Source organism: Paenibacillus wulumuqiensis, from assembly GCF_000971965.1.
Taxonomy (GTDB): Bacteria; Bacillota; Bacilli; order Paenibacillales; family Paenibacillaceae; genus Saccharibacillus; species Saccharibacillus wulumuqiensis.
In genome coordinates, this window is record NZ_KQ040792.1 from 364,594 (window position 1) to 379,735 (window position 15,142).

The 15,142-nt window shown below is 52.7% G+C and carries 15 protein-coding genes; 4 read left to right on the top strand and 11 right to left on the bottom strand.

Annotation, left to right across the window (positions count from 1 at the left end):
• Positions 1-57 precede the first annotated feature (57 nt).
• On the top strand, positions 58-654 hold the full coding sequence (locus WH45_RS01575; protein ID WP_046212628.1) for a nitroreductase family protein: 597 nt from the start codon (positions 58-60) through the stop codon (positions 652-654).
• Positions 655-732: 78 nt separating this feature from the next.
• Here WH45_RS01575 and WH45_RS01580 read toward each other — a convergent pair whose 3' ends face one another.
• The 5 genes from WH45_RS01580 to WH45_RS01600 all read right to left on the bottom strand — a co-directional run bounded on the left by WH45_RS01580 (position 733) and on the right by WH45_RS01600 (position 6,269).
• Positions 733-1,677 carry a GNAT family N-acetyltransferase gene (locus WH45_RS01580; RefSeq protein WP_046212629.1) on the bottom strand — a complete coding sequence of 315 codons (945 nt, stop codon included), beginning with the start codon at positions 1,675-1,677 and terminating at the stop codon, positions 733-735.
• Between the two features lie 159 nt (positions 1,678-1,836).
• Positions 1,837-2,925 carry a DNA alkylation repair protein gene (locus tag WH45_RS01585; RefSeq protein WP_407667994.1) on the bottom strand — a complete coding sequence of 363 codons (1,089 nt, stop codon included), beginning with the start codon at positions 2,923-2,925 and terminating at the stop codon, positions 1,837-1,839.
• Between the two features lie 202 nt (positions 2,926-3,127).
• Positions 3,128-4,804 carry an alpha-amylase gene (locus WH45_RS01590; protein ID WP_046212630.1) on the bottom strand — a complete coding sequence of 559 codons (1,677 nt, stop codon included), beginning with the start codon at positions 4,802-4,804 and terminating at the stop codon, positions 3,128-3,130.
• Positions 4,805-5,278: 474 nt separating this feature from the next.
• Positions 5,279-5,674, bottom strand: coding sequence for a rhodanese-like domain-containing protein (locus tag WH45_RS01595; protein ID WP_046212631.1), 396 nt, complete (start codon positions 5,672-5,674; stop codon positions 5,279-5,281).
• 100 nt (positions 5,675-5,774) lie between these two features.
• Positions 5,775-6,269, bottom strand: a complete 495-nt coding sequence (locus tag WH45_RS01600) for a glutathione peroxidase (RefSeq protein WP_046212632.1) — start codon at positions 6,267-6,269, stop codon at positions 5,775-5,777.
• A 219-nt stretch (positions 6,270-6,488) separates the two neighbouring features.
• On the opposite strand from WH45_RS01600, the gene WH45_RS01605 reads away from it, so the two are divergent.
• The 3 genes from WH45_RS01605 (at position 6,489) to WH45_RS01615 (ending at position 8,618) form a co-directional block, all read left to right on the top strand.
• Positions 6,489-7,139, top strand: coding sequence for a pyroglutamyl-peptidase I (locus WH45_RS01605; protein ID WP_046212633.1), 651 nt, complete (start codon positions 6,489-6,491; stop codon positions 7,137-7,139).
• A gap of 97 nt (positions 7,140-7,236) precedes the next feature.
• Positions 7,237-7,659, top strand: coding sequence for an Rrf2 family transcriptional regulator (locus WH45_RS01610; protein ID WP_046212634.1), 423 nt, complete (start codon positions 7,237-7,239; stop codon positions 7,657-7,659).
• A gap of 104 nt (positions 7,660-7,763) precedes the next feature.
• Positions 7,764-8,618, top strand: a complete 855-nt coding sequence (locus tag WH45_RS01615) for an SDR family oxidoreductase (protein WP_046212635.1) — start codon at positions 7,764-7,766, stop codon at positions 8,616-8,618.
• A gap of 254 nt (positions 8,619-8,872) precedes the next feature.
• Here WH45_RS01615 and WH45_RS01620 read toward each other — a convergent pair whose 3' ends face one another.
• The 6 genes from WH45_RS01620 to WH45_RS01645 all read right to left on the bottom strand — a co-directional run bounded on the left by WH45_RS01620 (position 8,873) and on the right by WH45_RS01645 (position 14,820).
• The gene (locus WH45_RS01620) at positions 8,873-9,205 is read right to left on the bottom strand and encodes a hypothetical protein (RefSeq protein ID WP_046212636.1); all 333 of its coding nucleotides are present in this window, start codon (positions 9,203-9,205) and stop codon (positions 8,873-8,875) included.
• Positions 9,206-9,344: 139 nt separating this feature from the next.
• Positions 9,345-10,286: an NADP-dependent oxidoreductase gene (locus tag WH45_RS01625; RefSeq protein WP_046212637.1), complete on the bottom strand. Its 942-nt coding sequence runs from the start codon at positions 10,284-10,286 to the stop codon at positions 9,345-9,347.
• 206 nt (positions 10,287-10,492) lie between these two features.
• Entirely contained in the window at positions 10,493-11,350 is an 858-nt protein-coding gene (locus WH45_RS01630) for an AraC family transcriptional regulator (RefSeq protein WP_046212638.1), read from the bottom strand.
• A 253-nt stretch (positions 11,351-11,603) separates the two neighbouring features.
• Entirely contained in the window at positions 11,604-12,740 is a 1,137-nt protein-coding gene (locus WH45_RS01635; RefSeq protein ID WP_046212639.1) for a Gfo/Idh/MocA family protein, read from the bottom strand.
• Between the two features lie 44 nt (positions 12,741-12,784).
• Positions 12,785-13,963: a Gfo/Idh/MocA family protein gene (locus tag WH45_RS01640; protein WP_046212640.1), complete on the bottom strand. Its 1,179-nt coding sequence runs from the start codon at positions 13,961-13,963 to the stop codon at positions 12,785-12,787.
• Positions 13,960-14,820, bottom strand: a complete 861-nt coding sequence (locus tag WH45_RS01645; RefSeq protein WP_046212641.1) for a sugar phosphate isomerase/epimerase family protein — start codon at positions 14,818-14,820, stop codon at positions 13,960-13,962. Before WH45_RS01645 ends, WH45_RS01640 begins: the two co-directional genes overlap by 4 nt.
• Positions 14,821-15,142 lie beyond the last annotated feature (322 nt).

The following is a 15,142-nucleotide window of genomic DNA, read 5'->3' on the forward strand; positions in this document are numbered from 1 at the left end:
CTGGTTAAGTATGAAGTGGGAATGATATCCACCCACATATGAAGGAGGATGATTTTCATGACTGATATACTTAGCGCAATGAAGAACCGCAGAAGTATTTATGGAATCAGCAAAGAGGCGGTTACCTCTGACGAGCGGATTCAGGAGATTGTGGAGCAGGTTGTGCTGCACACGCCTTCTGCGTTTAACTCCCAGAGCGCCCGGGTGATGATCCTGCTGGGCGAGAAGCATGACCAGCTGTGGGAGTTCACCACGAATATTCTCAAGGAAATCGTACCTGCCGAGAACTTTGCACCGACCCAGCAAAAAATGGACAGCTTCAAAGCCGGTTACGGTACGATCCTGTTCTTCGAGGATGAGTCTGTGATCCGCGGGATGCAGGAACAGTTCAAAGCATATCAGGATAACTTCCCGATCTGGTCACAGCAGTCCTCCGGGATGCACCAGTATCTGGTCTGGACCCTGCTGGAAGCGGAAGGCTACGGCGCATCGCTGCAGCATTACAACCCGCTGATCGACGAGAAAATCAAAGCCGAGTGGGACATTCCGGAGAACTGGAAACTGATCGCACAGATGCCGTTCGGCAAACCGACCGCTCCGGCAGGAGACAAGGAATTCAAGCCGCTGGAAGAACGGATCAAAGTACTGAAATAACGAATAACCGCATATGAATATAGATTTAAAAAGCAGGCACCTGTAGGAGAGGGTGCCTGCTTTTTGGTATGAGGGAACCTATTCGAGTCGGGATGTAGCGGATGCCTGCTGTTTTTGGTATGCTGCCAGCAGTTCGCTAACAGAGATACCATCGATGGTCATTCCCTCGATATTGCTGTTAACGATCGCTAAATTGTGCAGATTGGAATCTGATATTGTACTGTTGGCAAGATCACATCTTTCCATAACCACTGGTAATAAGGGATGGTCCGTCCCCAGACTGGTGTCATGAATATAGGCGCCCGCGAGATTGACATGGCAGATTTCAGCCTGGCTCATATTGGAGTCTCCGAACACGGAATGGCTTAAATTAACATTGGTGAATCGGTTATAGCTGGAATTGCTGTTCTGAAATAAGGTATGACTCATATTCAGGTTTGTAAATTTGGCCTCCCGCAGGTTTACATCGTGGAAATCGGTATTATGTAAGTTGCAATCGCGGAAATTGTGATTATCGAGATTCCTGCTGCGTGTATAGTGGGCAGCCTCTTCCTCTTCTCCCGGTATATTTTTGAAATAATACCGCTCCTTATCGTTCTGTCCTGCCAGCTGATAGCCCATCTTTTCATAAAAGTGATGATTGCGTGGACTATTCTGATCTGTATCCAGCGTCCATAACCGGACCTGGGGATACAGGGCCTCCATACTGGAAATGGCAGCGGACCCGATGCCCATATTCTGCTGAGAAGGGTCAATATACAGTCGGTCTATGCGAGCATGCTCTCTGCCGGTATAAGAAATAAGAAGCACACCCACGAGCCTATGTTGAACCATGATTTTGAAATAGGTGTTATTCCATAGATGGTATTTTTGCATTTCGACAGAGTCAAAGCCGGGAATGTAAGGACCTGCTCCATCGGTATACCATCTGCGTCGTTCCTCTTCTTCCACTGTAATCATCAAGTCCCTAATGGCAGCAGCATCTGCTGCATCCGCTTTGACCAATTCCACCTGTGCTTTCATATCCCGTACCTCCTCGTATTCAAAAGCCTGACAGCAGGTGCCATATAGAGTACAAGCCGTATCCTCGATATGCGGATGCCTGTCCTTTTCAGCTGCATGATCCTACGCCGGACCGATAAGAGTGTAACACTTTCGGATCTCATCCACCAGTTCCTGTCATTAACCGCCCGGTGCCGTCAGTACAAAAGAAACATCGCCCTGGTTCGCGCCATTGACATACAGCCGGATATGATGAACGCCAGGGTAATACACACGCGTCGTGATCAGCTTGAACGAATGTTTTTTGCGCATAGGGTGCTCTCCGGGAGCGAACTCGCGGGATACCCAGCGAAAACGCTTGGCGGCGTGGCGTCCGTTGGCTTTCATCAGGTCGACCTCATAATCGATCCGCAGATTCTGGGCAGATGAGGTCTCATTGAACAGGGTAAAGGTAAGCTCGATCTCTCCGCCAATCTCCACCTCCGGCGTGCTCACCACCAGATCACTCACCCGAACCTGTTCATTCGGCAGGTAACCGAACAGGTCCATTACCTCGGGATGATCCTGCTTGAGCAGGGTGCGGCAGCCGTGGCGAACAATCCAGTCGGTATGGGGATGCTTGCCGTACCATTCCCGTGCAATAGCGGCTATCCGGTCCGGATGATCCTTGGCGATATCATTCAGATGATTGGCGACGCTTTTGCGTACATACAGGGAAGGGTCCTGTTTTAGCTTGTCCAGTATTCGCAGTGTTGGCTCCGGGTCGATGATGAACATCTTGAGCTGAAACGACCACGGCAGCCGCGGACGGAATCCTTCACTGGCGAGCCGGCGAATATGCTCATTCTCATGATCCGCCCACCGATTCATCTGCTCCAGCATCCGCTCGGGGTCCTGCAGGATAAAAGGACGCACCGCGAACTCTGCACTGGAGTAGCAGGTGAGCTGCTCCAGTGCATGCATGGACAGCTCATGATGATCCAGCCCGTTCAGCTCCACATAGTCCGGGAGAAATAAATACTGGACTCCCGTGCACTCGGGCGCCACCTCCAGCAGAATCGGAATAACCTGCTCATAGGGAAGAGACAGCGCCGCGGTCAGCGCTTCGCTGATCCGCCGGATGCGCTGCTTGAACGCCAGCTGTTCCCATCCGGCGGCATGGACATGATCGTAAAATTCCTGCTCCCGGAAATCCGTTGCATACCGCTGCATTCTTGCCGAGAACTCCTGCAAAAAGGTATCGTTATAAAGCTCTTTGAACGTTTCCAACAAGGTCACCCCATTTTCCATAATCGTATGTAGGCATCGTATCTCTTCCTTACCAACATACCATAATTGCCATGCAGAAATCTTGCGGTTCTATTACGCCAAACAGCCGGAAGTCTTGTCCTGATAGGAGGGAAGACTTCCGGCTGTTTGGCTGTATAAGGGGAACGCTTTTGATAATACAGATTTACGAATTCAGGGGTGATCAGGACGGACTCGGGTTCGCCTCGGCCGGATCATCTTCTCCTGGCTCGTCCTCTTGTGTATCGGACGTGTCCGCAGCAGATTCTTCCGCGTTGGAAGCAGGATCATGCTCGGAGGGCTCGATGTTCAGCAGGTCGGAGCCTTCTTCCAGTACGCCGCTTTCCGGAATCGCGAGGCATGGCTGCGACGCATAATAGCTCTCCACTTCATCCTCGGTCAGATCGGTCTCCGGCAGTGTCCAGACGGATACGCTGCCGCCATTGACCGGGAAGTTGGCCCAGCCGTCTTCCTCGATCTGTACATGGTGCTGACGGTTGCGGGTCAGGTCGATCCAGATCTCGCCGGCACGTTCTTCACCGACGAACATCCGTTTTTCGCCTTCTTCGCCATTGGTCATAACGACCGCACAGCCGGAACGCTCGATCTCGCTGCTGCCTCGGCGCACCCAGCCGATGGTGTTCGGATGGTCAAAGTAATCATCCTGCTCGCCATAGGATTTGTGGTAACGGGCATACAGCAGGCAGTCCAGCATTTCCTTTTTGCCCGGAATCGGATTCTCGCCGCCGATCCCAAAGTAATCGCCATAGAATACACATGGATAGCCTTCCTGGCGCAGCAAAATCAGCGAGTAGGCGAGCGGCTTGAACCAGTCTTCGATCCAGGATTCCAGCGCTTCATTGGGCTGGGAATCGTGGTTGTCGACAAAGGTGACCGCATGCGTCGGATGCGTCTGTACGAGCGTATCGTTGAAGATGGTCGACAGATCGAATGAGTTGCCGGATATGGAAGCTGCATGCAGCTTGTAGTGCAGGGAGACGTCGAACAGGTCAATCTGGTAATCGACCGTATCGAGGAACTCCTGGCAGGCCGCCAGCTCCGGATTCCAGAACTCACCGACGATGTAGAAGTCCTGTCCGCGCTTGCTGATCATCTCACCGACAAAGTTGCGGATGAACTCATAGTTAATATGCTTGATGGCATCCAGGCGGAAGCCGTCACAGCGGGTTGTGTCGATCATCCATTTGCCCCAGTTGATCATCTCGTCGCGCACTTCCGGCATGTTGTAATCGATATTGGCGAACATGAGGTAATCATAGTTGCCGAACTCGTTATCGACATTTTCATTCCACTGCTTGTCCCCGTCAGCGATACGGAAGATGCCTGTCCGTCCCTCACGGTTATCATAGTCGGTTCCGTTAAAATGTCGGTAATCCCACTTCATTGCAGAGTACGTATCACCGCGTCCGGGAAAAGTGAACTTGGTCCAGCCTTCAATCTCAAAAGGTTCAGAGATGACCTCTGTCCGATTGTTAGGATCGACCTCGACCACTTGAAAGACTTCCGTCTCATCCGCACCTGCTTTGTGGTTCATTACCAGGTCGATATACACGTTCATGCCAAGCCGATGACAGACGGCAATCGCGTCAAGCAGTTCCTTTTTGGTACCGTACTTTGTGCCGACAGCGCCTTTTTGATCAAATTCGCCGAGATCATACAAATCGTAAACGCCGTAACCGGTATCCTGCGGCGTGTGTCCTTTGGTAACAGGAGGAATCCAGAGTGTGCCGATTCCGGCCTGCTTCAGCTCGGGAGCGATATCCTGCAGCCTCTTCCAATGTGAACCATCCGCTTCGACATGCCACTCAAAAAATTGCATCATTGTTACATTGCGATTCATGTATACATCCCCTTTTTTCCTCTATTCAAGCGGACGATCTGCCGACCAGGCAAGAGATAGAGAGCGGATTACTCTCATAGCGCAGATCTGTCGTAGATGGCGTACGGCTGTGAGAAACATTACCCATTTAGTTATCATGGCTAAACATATAGCAGTATTTTGATATGAGATTCTGCTAACGGGGAGAAAATGCAATTAAAACGTCAATATCACGTATTCACGCATCCATTGGTTTTGGGGGTTCAGATCTTCGTATTGAGATACGTATCTTCGAGCACATCGGTAGTGTCGCCGTACTCCTTAATAATGTGCATTTTGCCCCAGGCACAGAGGGAAATGGATTGTATATATCAAAAAGGCTGCTCTCAAAAAGATATCTATCAAAAAATCCCCCTGCAGTCGTGTTCTGCAGGGGGATTCGTTATGGTTATATAAGGGGTAAAAGGGGATGCCTTTATGCAGAGCGTAAGGGGTTTACGCTTCTTCTACTTCAAAGCCGGCTTGTTTCCATGCTGCTGTACCGCCATCGATGTAAGCCACATCGGTGAAGCCCATCATCTTCAGTGCGTATGCGCCCAGAGCTGCCTGGCCGCCTGCACCGCAGGTTACCAGTACCGGACGGCTGCGATCGCTCAGACGCTCGTCGCGCAGCTCGGCAGGTACACCCAGATCCGCACGGATCGGCAGCATGCCCAGTGAGATGTTCACGCCGCTTGGGATCAGACCGCAGGCACCGGCATCAGCCGCATCCTGTACGTCGATAACGAGTGTGTTGGGGTTGCTGTTGATTTTCTCGCGTGCTTCCTGGGAAGTAACACCCGGAACGTTGTTTCTTGCCTGTGTGACCATGTCTGTAAATGTTAATGCCATAATTCATCATCCTCCTGAAATGGAATATAAGTATAAGTTGCCTGACTATGTGACAGTGACGTGGAACCAAGTATATTTACCCAGAAATGGGAGAGAGAAGTCAGGAAACGGCTTCTCCAGCAAGTACTTTTTGAATATCGGCTTCAATCTCGGCCGGGTCCAGACGGGATGGGTACTGTTTGACTACATTCCCTTTGGCATCCACCAGGAATTTGGCAAAGTTCCACTCGATATCACCGGTACGGGACGGCTCAGGTGCAGCATCGACCAGATAACGGTACAGCGGATGTGCGTTCTCGCCCTTTACATCGACCTTGGCGAACAAGGGGAAGCTAACGCTGTAGTTCACCTGGCAGAAATCCTTGATCTCTTCTTCGGTGCCCGGCTCCTGGCCCATAAACTGGTTGCACGGGAAGCCCAGCACTTCCAATCCGGAATCTTTGTACGTATCGTATAACTTTTGCAATCCTTCGTATTGAGGAGTCAGACCGCAACCGCTCGCTGTATTGACGATCAGCAGCGCCTTGCCCTGGTAATCGGATAGAGATTTCTCTTCCTTATCAATCGTTGCAGCAGAATAATCGTAAACAGACATTATTCCATCTCCCCGCATCTTTTATTTTGCAAAATTATATTTTATCAAACATATTATAATTATAACGCAATCTCCTTCAAAGTCAAATAGAAGATCAACAATATTTGGCAGAAATCCGGATCTGTATGTTAGCAGAAGTTTACTGGTAAAAAGAGGAATACAGATGCTCCGCTGCGAATTAGTGATGTACCCGTACCTATGACCAAGGAGGATGCACTGATGAGAATATTGATATCCGGATTTGAACCGTTTGGTGGACATACAATCAACCCGACCGAATATCTGCTGGAAGTGATCGCGGATCACAAATGGTCCGATCTGACGCTGGAATTGCGCACGCTGCTGCTGCCGGTGCATTATGACGAATGTGTAGAGCTGCTGATCCAGGCGGTGGAGGAATTCCGACCGGATGCAGTCATCGCCTGCGGACTTGCTGCCGGACGGACTGCCGTCAGCGTGGAGCGGATCGCTGTCAATATCAAAAGTGTAGAGCCAAGTGCCGGCTATGCGGACAATCGCAATGCCAGACCGATCGACGTGCCGATTCATGAAGGCGGTCCGGATGGAATGTTTGCAACCCTGCCGATTCGCCGGATTACCGACCGACTCGTGGAAAATGGCATTCCGGCCGAGATCTCCAACACCGCCGGTACGTTTATTTGCAACAATACGATGTATGGCATTCTCGACTACTTGCAGCAGCAGCGGCCGGAAGTGCTGGCCGGATTCGTTCATTTCCCGGCATCGACCGAGATGGCGCTGCACAAGCCGTCGTTGCCGTCACTGCCGATCAGCCTCATGTCCCGTGCGCTGCAGCTAATCGTCCGCACGACCGCCGAGCAGCTGCAGGCGGACGCCGCTTCCGTATAGAAGAGGCAGACATTCTTTTTGGAACACGGTACTGCCTTTTTACATGTTGACAGTCTGCCGGGTAGTAACTATACTGGTTACAACGGTGGTGATACAAATGAAACAGATCAGTACACGCTTTTCCATGGCGGTGCACACCCTGTCGCTGATCGATATGTGTCCGCTGGAATGTACCGGTGACTTTATCGCAGCGAGTGTAAATACCAATCCGGTGGTAATCCGCCGCATTATGGGTATGCTCAAAAAGGCAGGCTTGATCGAGGTTCGTGCAGGTGTAGGTGGTGCCTATCTGCTCAAGGAGCCCGGACAGATCACGCTGCTGGATATTTACCGTGCAGTACATGCCGCTGATGAGAACCAGCTGTTCGGCATTCATGATAATTCGAATATTGCCTGTCAGGTTGGCCGCAATATCGAGCAGGTATTGCAGCAGGAGCTGCGTGATGCGCAGAATGCAATGGAACAGAGACTGGCACGAACCACACTGGACCAGCTGAACAAGCAGCTTGCCGAGATATAAACCAGGGAACAATAAAGGCTCTTCACAGAGCTTTTATTTTATACATTTGTTGTAACTATATATGTTATAACAAAAACTATTACAACATATCAGGAGGAATACAAATGACTATTTTAGTAACAGGTGCAACCGGTAAATTGGGCTCCAAAATCGTTGAGAAACTGCTGCAGACCGTACCTGCCAGCGAGCTGGCTGTCAGCGTGCGCAATCCGGCCAAAGCCGAGCATCTGCGCGTATTGGGCGTCGATGTGCGTCACGGTGATTTCGACCAGCCGGATACGCTGGATCAGGCTTTTGCCGGAGTGGATCGTCTGCTGATCATCTCTGCCGACGGCGATAACGAGACACGCATCCGTCAGCACAAAGACGCAGTCGCTGCGGCAGCGCGCGCCAATGTCGGCTTTATCGCCTACACGAGCGTAACCAATGCCCAGGAGAGCAAGCTGATGCTGGCCCCTGTCCACAAAGAAACAGAACAGGCAATTCTGGCTGCTGGTATCCCGTATTCCTTCCTGCGCAACAACTGGTATTTGGAAAATGAACTGTCCACCATCCAGGCGGTTCAGGCAGGGGCGCCATGGGTCACTTCCGCCGGTTCCGGCAAAGTCGGCTGGGCGACCCAGGACGATTACGCAGCAGCAGCTGCAGCGATACTGCCAGCCGGACATGAGAATACGACGTATGAACTGTCCGGGCCGCTGCTCACCCAGGATGAACTGGCTGCTGCTGTCGGTACGGTTCTCGGCAAGGAAGTTACCGTACAGCATGTGGATGATCAGACGTATGCAGAGATTATGAAAGCCGCCGGTCTGCCTGAATTTATCCTGCCGATGCTGGTGGGCATTCAGCAGGGTATCCGCGAAGGCCATCTGGAGATCGACCACAGTGATTTTGAAAAGCTGCTCGGTCGTCCGCTGACACCGATCACGGAAGGAATTCGTCAGATTATTGGACAATAAGCCTGGGATGCACTGTATGTAACGGACTGTCTTTTTTATAAAAGCAGCCGAAAAAAATACAGTGAATCACAGCGTATCAAGCACGATATATAGCAGTACAGCAAGCGCAATATAAAGCAGCACAACAAACAGCCGCTCCGTATCACCGGTTATGTTCTTACCGGTCATGCGAAGCGGCTGTTTTGTTTTGGATACAGATCAATTTATATTTCCCTTCAGCCCGCTGTATTCGTACAGACCGCAGCTGCTTTCCATTAGGATATGGAGCCGGCCTTGCGGCGACCAGAGGTCAGGCGCATGATCCACGCGATGATTGCCCAGACCAGGCTGACCGCCATCAGCGGAAACATCAGCAGCAGCGGAATATCGATCATGGCGCCGATCGGGTCCGGGTAGATCAGCTGGTGAATCCAGCCGGGCAGGGTGGCAGCCAGACCGATGACGAACAGGACGATACTGCCGACCCAGGCACGGCGTGACCACCGGAATGCAGCCAATACAAGCACCAGCAGCACGATCAGCTCCAGCAGCCAGATGATACGGAACAGCGGATCAGGGAACGCAGTCGATGGATTAATGAGCCACACAGGCTGCACCTCCTTGCGGGATGGGGATGATGTTACCGTTCATTATATTAGCAGCATATATTGGCAGTGGCTCTGTCATGAACCGCCGGATAACAGGATAACGACCCAATCGCCAGCAGGATGGTGAACGGCAGCAATATTAATCTTCGAATGTAATGACGATTTTGCCTTTGGCGTGGTGCGTCTCGCTGAGCTCATGCGCCTTGCGCAGTCCTTCTTCGGAGAAGGGAATCTCGGTGCCGACGATCGCATTGACTTTGCGCTGTTCCATCAGTTGGCCGAACTCCTGCAGCTGCTTGCCATCCGGCTGCAGCCAGATCGACTTGGCGGTAACGTTCATCTCACGGGCGATGTCCTCATCCGGCTGACCCACAATGGAGATCAGGCGACCGGTATCGCGCTTGAGCACTTTGAAGCTGTCCTTTTGAATCTGTTCACCCATAGTATCGAATACCAGATCGATATCGGACAGTACTTCGGCAAAGTTGGTCGATTTGTAATCGATCACTTCATCCGCACCGAGCGATTTGAGGAATTCGGCATTTTGCGCGCTCGCGGTTGTAATGACATGAGCCTGTGCATTTTTGGCGAGCTGGATCGCCAGGCTGCCGACGCCGCCTGCACCGGCGTGAATCAACACTTTTTCCCCGGCTTTGAGCTGTCCGTGATCGAACAGTGCCTGCCATGCGGTCAGACCGGCCAGCGGTACCGAAGCTGCTTCCTGATAGCTGATAGCCGGCGGCAGTGGAGCGAGCAGATGATCATCGACAAGTGTGTATTCGGCATATGTGCCGAATCGTGTCGTTTCCGGACGGGCGAATACTTTGTCGCCGATTTTCCACTCGGTGACGGCCGAGCCGACTTCGGTAATGATACCGGCGGCATCCCAGCCAAGAATAATCGGGAACTCCCAGTCCATCATGCCTTTCAGATATCCGGCGCGCAGCTTCCAGTCGATCGGATTGATGGAGGTCGCTTTGAGTTTGACGACAACCTGATGTTCACCGGGAACGGGATCGGGAACTTCCATTTGTTTGAGCTGATCTTTATCTCCATATTGTTCAATGACGATGGCTTTCATAAATTGGCCTCCTCAGTAGTGATGGGAATGGTAATACAGTATTCTCTCTATATCACATACCCATTTCGCCGGCCTGCCAAAGCACCTTCAGCGTAATGAAGTTCCAAAATGCGTTTTTAGATGAAGTACAGGCAGGCGTACAGAGAATGGTTTCTCTGCAGCGGCGAGAGATTGGAGGCGGAAGCGGGAGGTTCATGCAGCACAGATTACCACGAATCGTAATCCGGCCGGGAGCGATAACTCTCCGGCGAACAGCCGACCATCTGCTTGAACATCCGGCTGAAGTGAGCCGGCTGCTTGAAGCCGGACAACCGGCTGATCTCGGTGATCGACAGTTCGCGCTGATAATGGAGCAGCAGCCGAGCCTGGCTGATTCGGCGATGATACAGGTATTTAAAAATGGTCATGCCGGTCCATTCCTTGAACAGAGCCGCAATATAGGCACGGGATAAATGAAGATGATCCGCGATCTGCTCCAGGGTAATCTCATGCATATAGCCGGTCTCGATATAATCGAGAATATGCTGCACATACAGCTCTTTGCCGGCCCGGCTGCTGTCGGTCTGCTCTTCCCGGCAGCGGCTGGCGAGCATGGAGAGCAGCTCACACAGCTTAAGGATAAAGCGAAAGGATACCTTGCCCTGCTCTGCCAGCGGCAGCGCGGCCAGCTGGGCCAGCATCTGCTCGAATTCCGGCTGTTCTTCCCGGGTCAGAGAAATGCGCCGGTTGCCGGACTGCTCAAAAGGCAGCAGCAGTCCGCTGACATGCTCCTGCCGGATATATTCATGCAGCAGGGTCGGATCGAAATGAAGCGTCGAACGCACATACGGATGATCCGGCTGCGGATGCGGCCGATGCAGTGTCCGTCCATGCATCAGCAGCACATCTCCCGGACGCAGATGGTAACTGTGTTCGCCAATAATATAGGTACAGATGCCTTCATGAAAGTAATAGATCTCATACTGCAGATGAGAATGAAACCCGTCGACCGCCGGCGGGTGAAAAGGTTCGGCAGAGCGGTATCCATAAGTAATCGCATGATCCATCTGCATCGTCTCCGGCATGGGCAATCTTCTCCTTTTCGGTAGCGCTTACATCATTGATCCCATTGTATCACTACTTTGAAAAGGGAATCAGCAGAATTGCTTTTTTACCGGAAAGAAATTATAAAGAGTCCGAAGATACATAATAGAGGAGGTAGCAGGCAGGGGAAACGGAAATTACGTTGATTGCAGCCTGACTGCCGATGCCGGGCCTGTGATGCCAATAAACAAAGCGCCGGCTGACCTGCCTCTGCAGACCATCCGGCGCCGGATACTATCGGTTATAATGCAATCTGCCTGTGATTCCCTGCGGTGTGCCAAATCCGAGCAGACCATCCGGCTGATCCCAGGCACGCTGCTGGGCAAGCAGACACAGCTCGGCAGCCTTGAAGGCATGATCCTGTGTCATCGCGGTCTCGGTCCGATCCAGTACATCGCGGATCAGCTGACCGAAGAACGGGAAGCCCACTTTGCCAGATACATTAAAATGATACTCTCCCTCGTGATTGACCAGATACACATGATCCCGCATGGGATCGCGGGCGATATCGATGTATTTGCGCAGTTCGATATAACCGTCTGTTCCGAGCAGCACGGTCCGTCCGTCTCCCCAGGTGCCGAGTCCGTCCGGTGTGAACCAGTCGACCCGCATATAACCGGAAGCCCCGCTGTCCCCGGTGAGGGAGATCTCACCAAAGTCCTCCAGCTCCGGATACTGCGGATGATTGAAATTGGCGACCCGGCTGTGATTGATCATCGCATCGGCAGAGCCGGTAAAGGTCAGAAACTGCTCGATCTGGTGACTGCCGATATCACAGAGAATGCCACCATACTGCTCCCGGCGGAAAAACCAGTCCGGCCGCTTGTTCGCGACCAGCTGATGCGGCCCGGTGCCCATTAACTGAACGACTCTTCCGATCGCTCCCTGGCTGATCAGCTGCTGGGCATAGATGGCACTCTCCACATGCAGCCGTTCACTGTAATAGACCATGTACTTGCGTCCGGTGCGGGCGGTCTCGATCCGTGCTTCGATCAGCTGTTCCATCGTTGTGAAGGGCGCTTTATCGGTAAAGTAATCCTTGCCCGCCTGCATCACCCGCACGCCGAGCGGCCCGCGTTCGGAAGTGATTGCTGCGGCGGCGACCAGCCTCACTGTCTCATCCTGCAGAATCTCCGCTATGGACGAGGCGATCTGCGCCTCTGGATAATGTTTGTGAAAGGAAGCCAGTCGCTTCGGATTGCGGTCATAGATCCATTTGACGGTCGCTCCGGCTTCGACCAGACCGGCACACATCCCGTAAATATGCCCGTGATCCATTGCCGCGACTGCAATCGGGAATTCACCCGGTCCACAGACCGGTTCACGTTGATACTCCGTTGTCGGCGCATAAAACATTCCATCCTTGCTCATTCTGATCTTCCTTTCACACTGCTATGCAGGTTGGTATTTAGTTGTTATTTGTACGTTTTGCTCATATCCGCTGGCATTGATTCTTTATCCGTAATATACCCGGAAAAGGTCGATTCCTCACGCCGCCGGGCCAAATGATCTTCAAATTGTTTTTCATCTATCGGCAGAGTGACCCAGTCATCTTCCCAGGTGGAGAGCAGCATCGCATTGGACAGTGTCAGTCCGCGGATGCCTTCTTCACCGGGCACGATCAGCGGTGTGCCGTGAAGAATCGCCTCGATCCAGTTGCGGATAATGCCGGGATGCCCGGTCTCGGTCTCTTCGATCGGAATATCGCATTGCCAGCATTCCGGATGTCCAAACGCGCCTTCATAGCGCTCATTGAACACCGGTTCGGGTTCCCGCAGCCGCCAGAAGGTCAGCTTGTCCTGCTCGATCACGATCTTCCCGCGGTCCCCGGTCACTTCAAAACGGTTGGTCCCCGGATATTCGCCGGTAGTCGTAATGAATACGGCACTGGCCCCATTATCGTATTCGGCATATGCGGTCACATCATCTTCCACCTCGATATTCCGGTAACGACCGAACCGGCAAAAGGCACGGATGCGCGACGGCATCATCCCGGTCGTCCACTGCAGCAGATCGAGCTGATGCGGACACTGGTTGATCAGCACACCTCCGCCTTCACCGCTCCAGGTCGCCCGCCAGCCGCTGGAATCATAGTAGCTCTGCGCCCGATACCAGTTGGTGATGATCCAGTTCAGCCGGCGGATCTCTCCCAGTTCTCCGGCAGCAATCAGATCACGCAGCTTGCGATAGACCGGATTGGTCCGCTGGTTGTACATAATCGCAAATACGCTGCCGGGCGCGGCAGCCGCAGCATCATTCATCTGCTGCACTTCACGGGTGCTCACCCCGGCAGGCTTCTCCACCAGCACATGCAGACCATGGCGCAGAGCGGTGATCGCCTGGCCGGGATGATCCTTGTGCGGTGTAGCCAGCAGCACAGCGTCGATCGTGCCTGACTGCATGAGCTGCTCCGGATCATCCCAGAACGTGACAGACTCCGGCAGATTTTCCCGGCTCCAAGCTTTCATGGATGCCCGTACATCGGATACGGCTGTCAGCTCCGCTCCGGGAATCGTGCCGGACAGCAGGGTGCGTGCATGGGTACTGCCCATATTGCCAATGCCGATCACGGCCACACGTATGGATGAGGTCATAACGATTGTGCCTCCTCTCCATGCTGCTGGAGCTGCTCACGGAATACTCCGGCAAAATGGTTCAGCATCCCGGCCGAACCGAACTGTCCGCTAAAGTCTTCAATGCCCAGATAACCGTCATATCCTGCAGCTGCCAGATCGGCGATAATCTGCTCCCATGGTACGCTGCCTTCCAGCAGGGGGAGCCACTGGCACTGCCAGCGTTCTTCACTGCGCAGCCAGCCGGCATTTTTGACATGCACATGCGCGAGGTACGAACCGAGCAGCTGAATACCCATGCGATAATTCTCATATCCTTCATGCACCATATTGCCGGGATCATACAGTACGCCGACATGAGCCGGATTGAGATGCCCGACCAGCCGCATCGCCATGGAAGCGCTGGGCGCAATCGTCTCGTGATGGGTCTCGACCAGTGCCTTGATGCCATACTGGCTGGCCAGCTCCTGGATGCTGGACAGATAACGGATCGCTTCGGTCTCCAGATCTTCATAATGCCGCTGCCTGTCATAACGCGGAATACCGACACGCATCATCGACGCGCCCAGCTGCTGCGCCGTATCAAATGCCTGATGGGCACTGTCCAGATCACCGCATTTCAGATAGGGAACAAGTGCAATCGAGCGCAGTCCCCGCTGCTTGGCAGCCGAGCGGATCGTCTGCAGCTGCTCTGCAGAAGTCTTCGGATCAATGGAGCAGCGGTTGTGCCGCCAGTAGGAAGGTGCTTCCTGGACAGCATCGGCCGGGATACCGGCATAGCGCCACTCGATTCCTTCAATTCCGGCGTCTGCCGCAGCAGCAATAAGCTGTTCCGGCGTCAGATCGGGTGTACATACGGTAAATACAGATAGTCTCATCACCTGTCATCCTCTCCCTGGTATCCATCTTTCGGCTGGAAACCAGCCGTTCAGCCGCAGCTCGTCCATGGCTTGGTCGCTGCTCATTTGCTGCTCACTTGCTATTCGTTCAGCATGCATTTGTTATCGTTTGTTATATGAAGAATTTATAATCTTCAAATATGCAATCGCTTTCATACAAGCGCATTGTAGCATGGCGCTATGCGGGCGGACAGGGAATCTCATCAACAGTAGAACGGCAGATAAATAACAGGCTCAATGCCATACTGTCAGATAAATACCAGATAAATATGCGGAACAGGACAGAAAATGCGAATAAATT

Excerpts from the sequence above, each read along its gene's own strand:
- WH45_RS01575 (WP_046212628.1), top strand. The coding sequence starts at position 58 with ATGACTGATATACTTAGCGCAATGAAGAACCGCAGAAGTATTTATGGA.
- WH45_RS01580 (WP_046212629.1), bottom strand. The coding sequence starts at position 1,677 with ATGAAAGCACAGGTGGAATTGGTCAAAGCGGATGCAGCAGATGCTGCT.
- WH45_RS01590 (WP_046212630.1), bottom strand. The coding sequence starts at position 4,804 with ATGAATCGCAATGTAACAATGATGCAATTTTTTGAGTGGCATGTCGAA.
- WH45_RS01595 (WP_046212631.1), bottom strand. The coding sequence starts at position 5,674 with ATGGCATTAACATTTACAGACATGGTCACACAGGCAAGAAACAACGTT.
- WH45_RS01600 (WP_046212632.1), bottom strand. The coding sequence starts at position 6,269 with ATGTCTGTTTACGATTATTCTGCTGCAACGATTGATAAGGAAGAGAAA.
- WH45_RS01605 (WP_046212633.1), top strand. The coding sequence starts at position 6,489 with ATGAGAATATTGATATCCGGATTTGAACCGTTTGGTGGACATACAATC.
- WH45_RS01610 (WP_046212634.1), top strand. The coding sequence starts at position 7,237 with ATGAAACAGATCAGTACACGCTTTTCCATGGCGGTGCACACCCTGTCG.
- WH45_RS01615 (WP_046212635.1), top strand. The coding sequence starts at position 7,764 with ATGACTATTTTAGTAACAGGTGCAACCGGTAAATTGGGCTCCAAAATC.
- WH45_RS01625 (WP_046212637.1), bottom strand. The coding sequence starts at position 10,286 with ATGAAAGCCATCGTCATTGAACAATATGGAGATAAAGATCAGCTCAAA.
- WH45_RS01630 (WP_046212638.1), bottom strand. The coding sequence starts at position 11,350 with ATGCCGGAGACGATGCAGATGGATCATGCGATTACTTATGGATACCGC.
- WH45_RS01635 (WP_046212639.1), bottom strand. The coding sequence starts at position 12,740 with ATGAGCAAGGATGGAATGTTTTATGCGCCGACAACGGAGTATCAACGT.
- WH45_RS01640 (WP_046212640.1), bottom strand. The coding sequence starts at position 13,963 with ATGACCTCATCCATACGTGTGGCCGTGATCGGCATTGGCAATATGGGC.
- WH45_RS01645 (WP_046212641.1), bottom strand. The coding sequence starts at position 14,820 with ATGAGACTATCTGTATTTACCGTATGTACACCCGATCTGACGCCGGAA.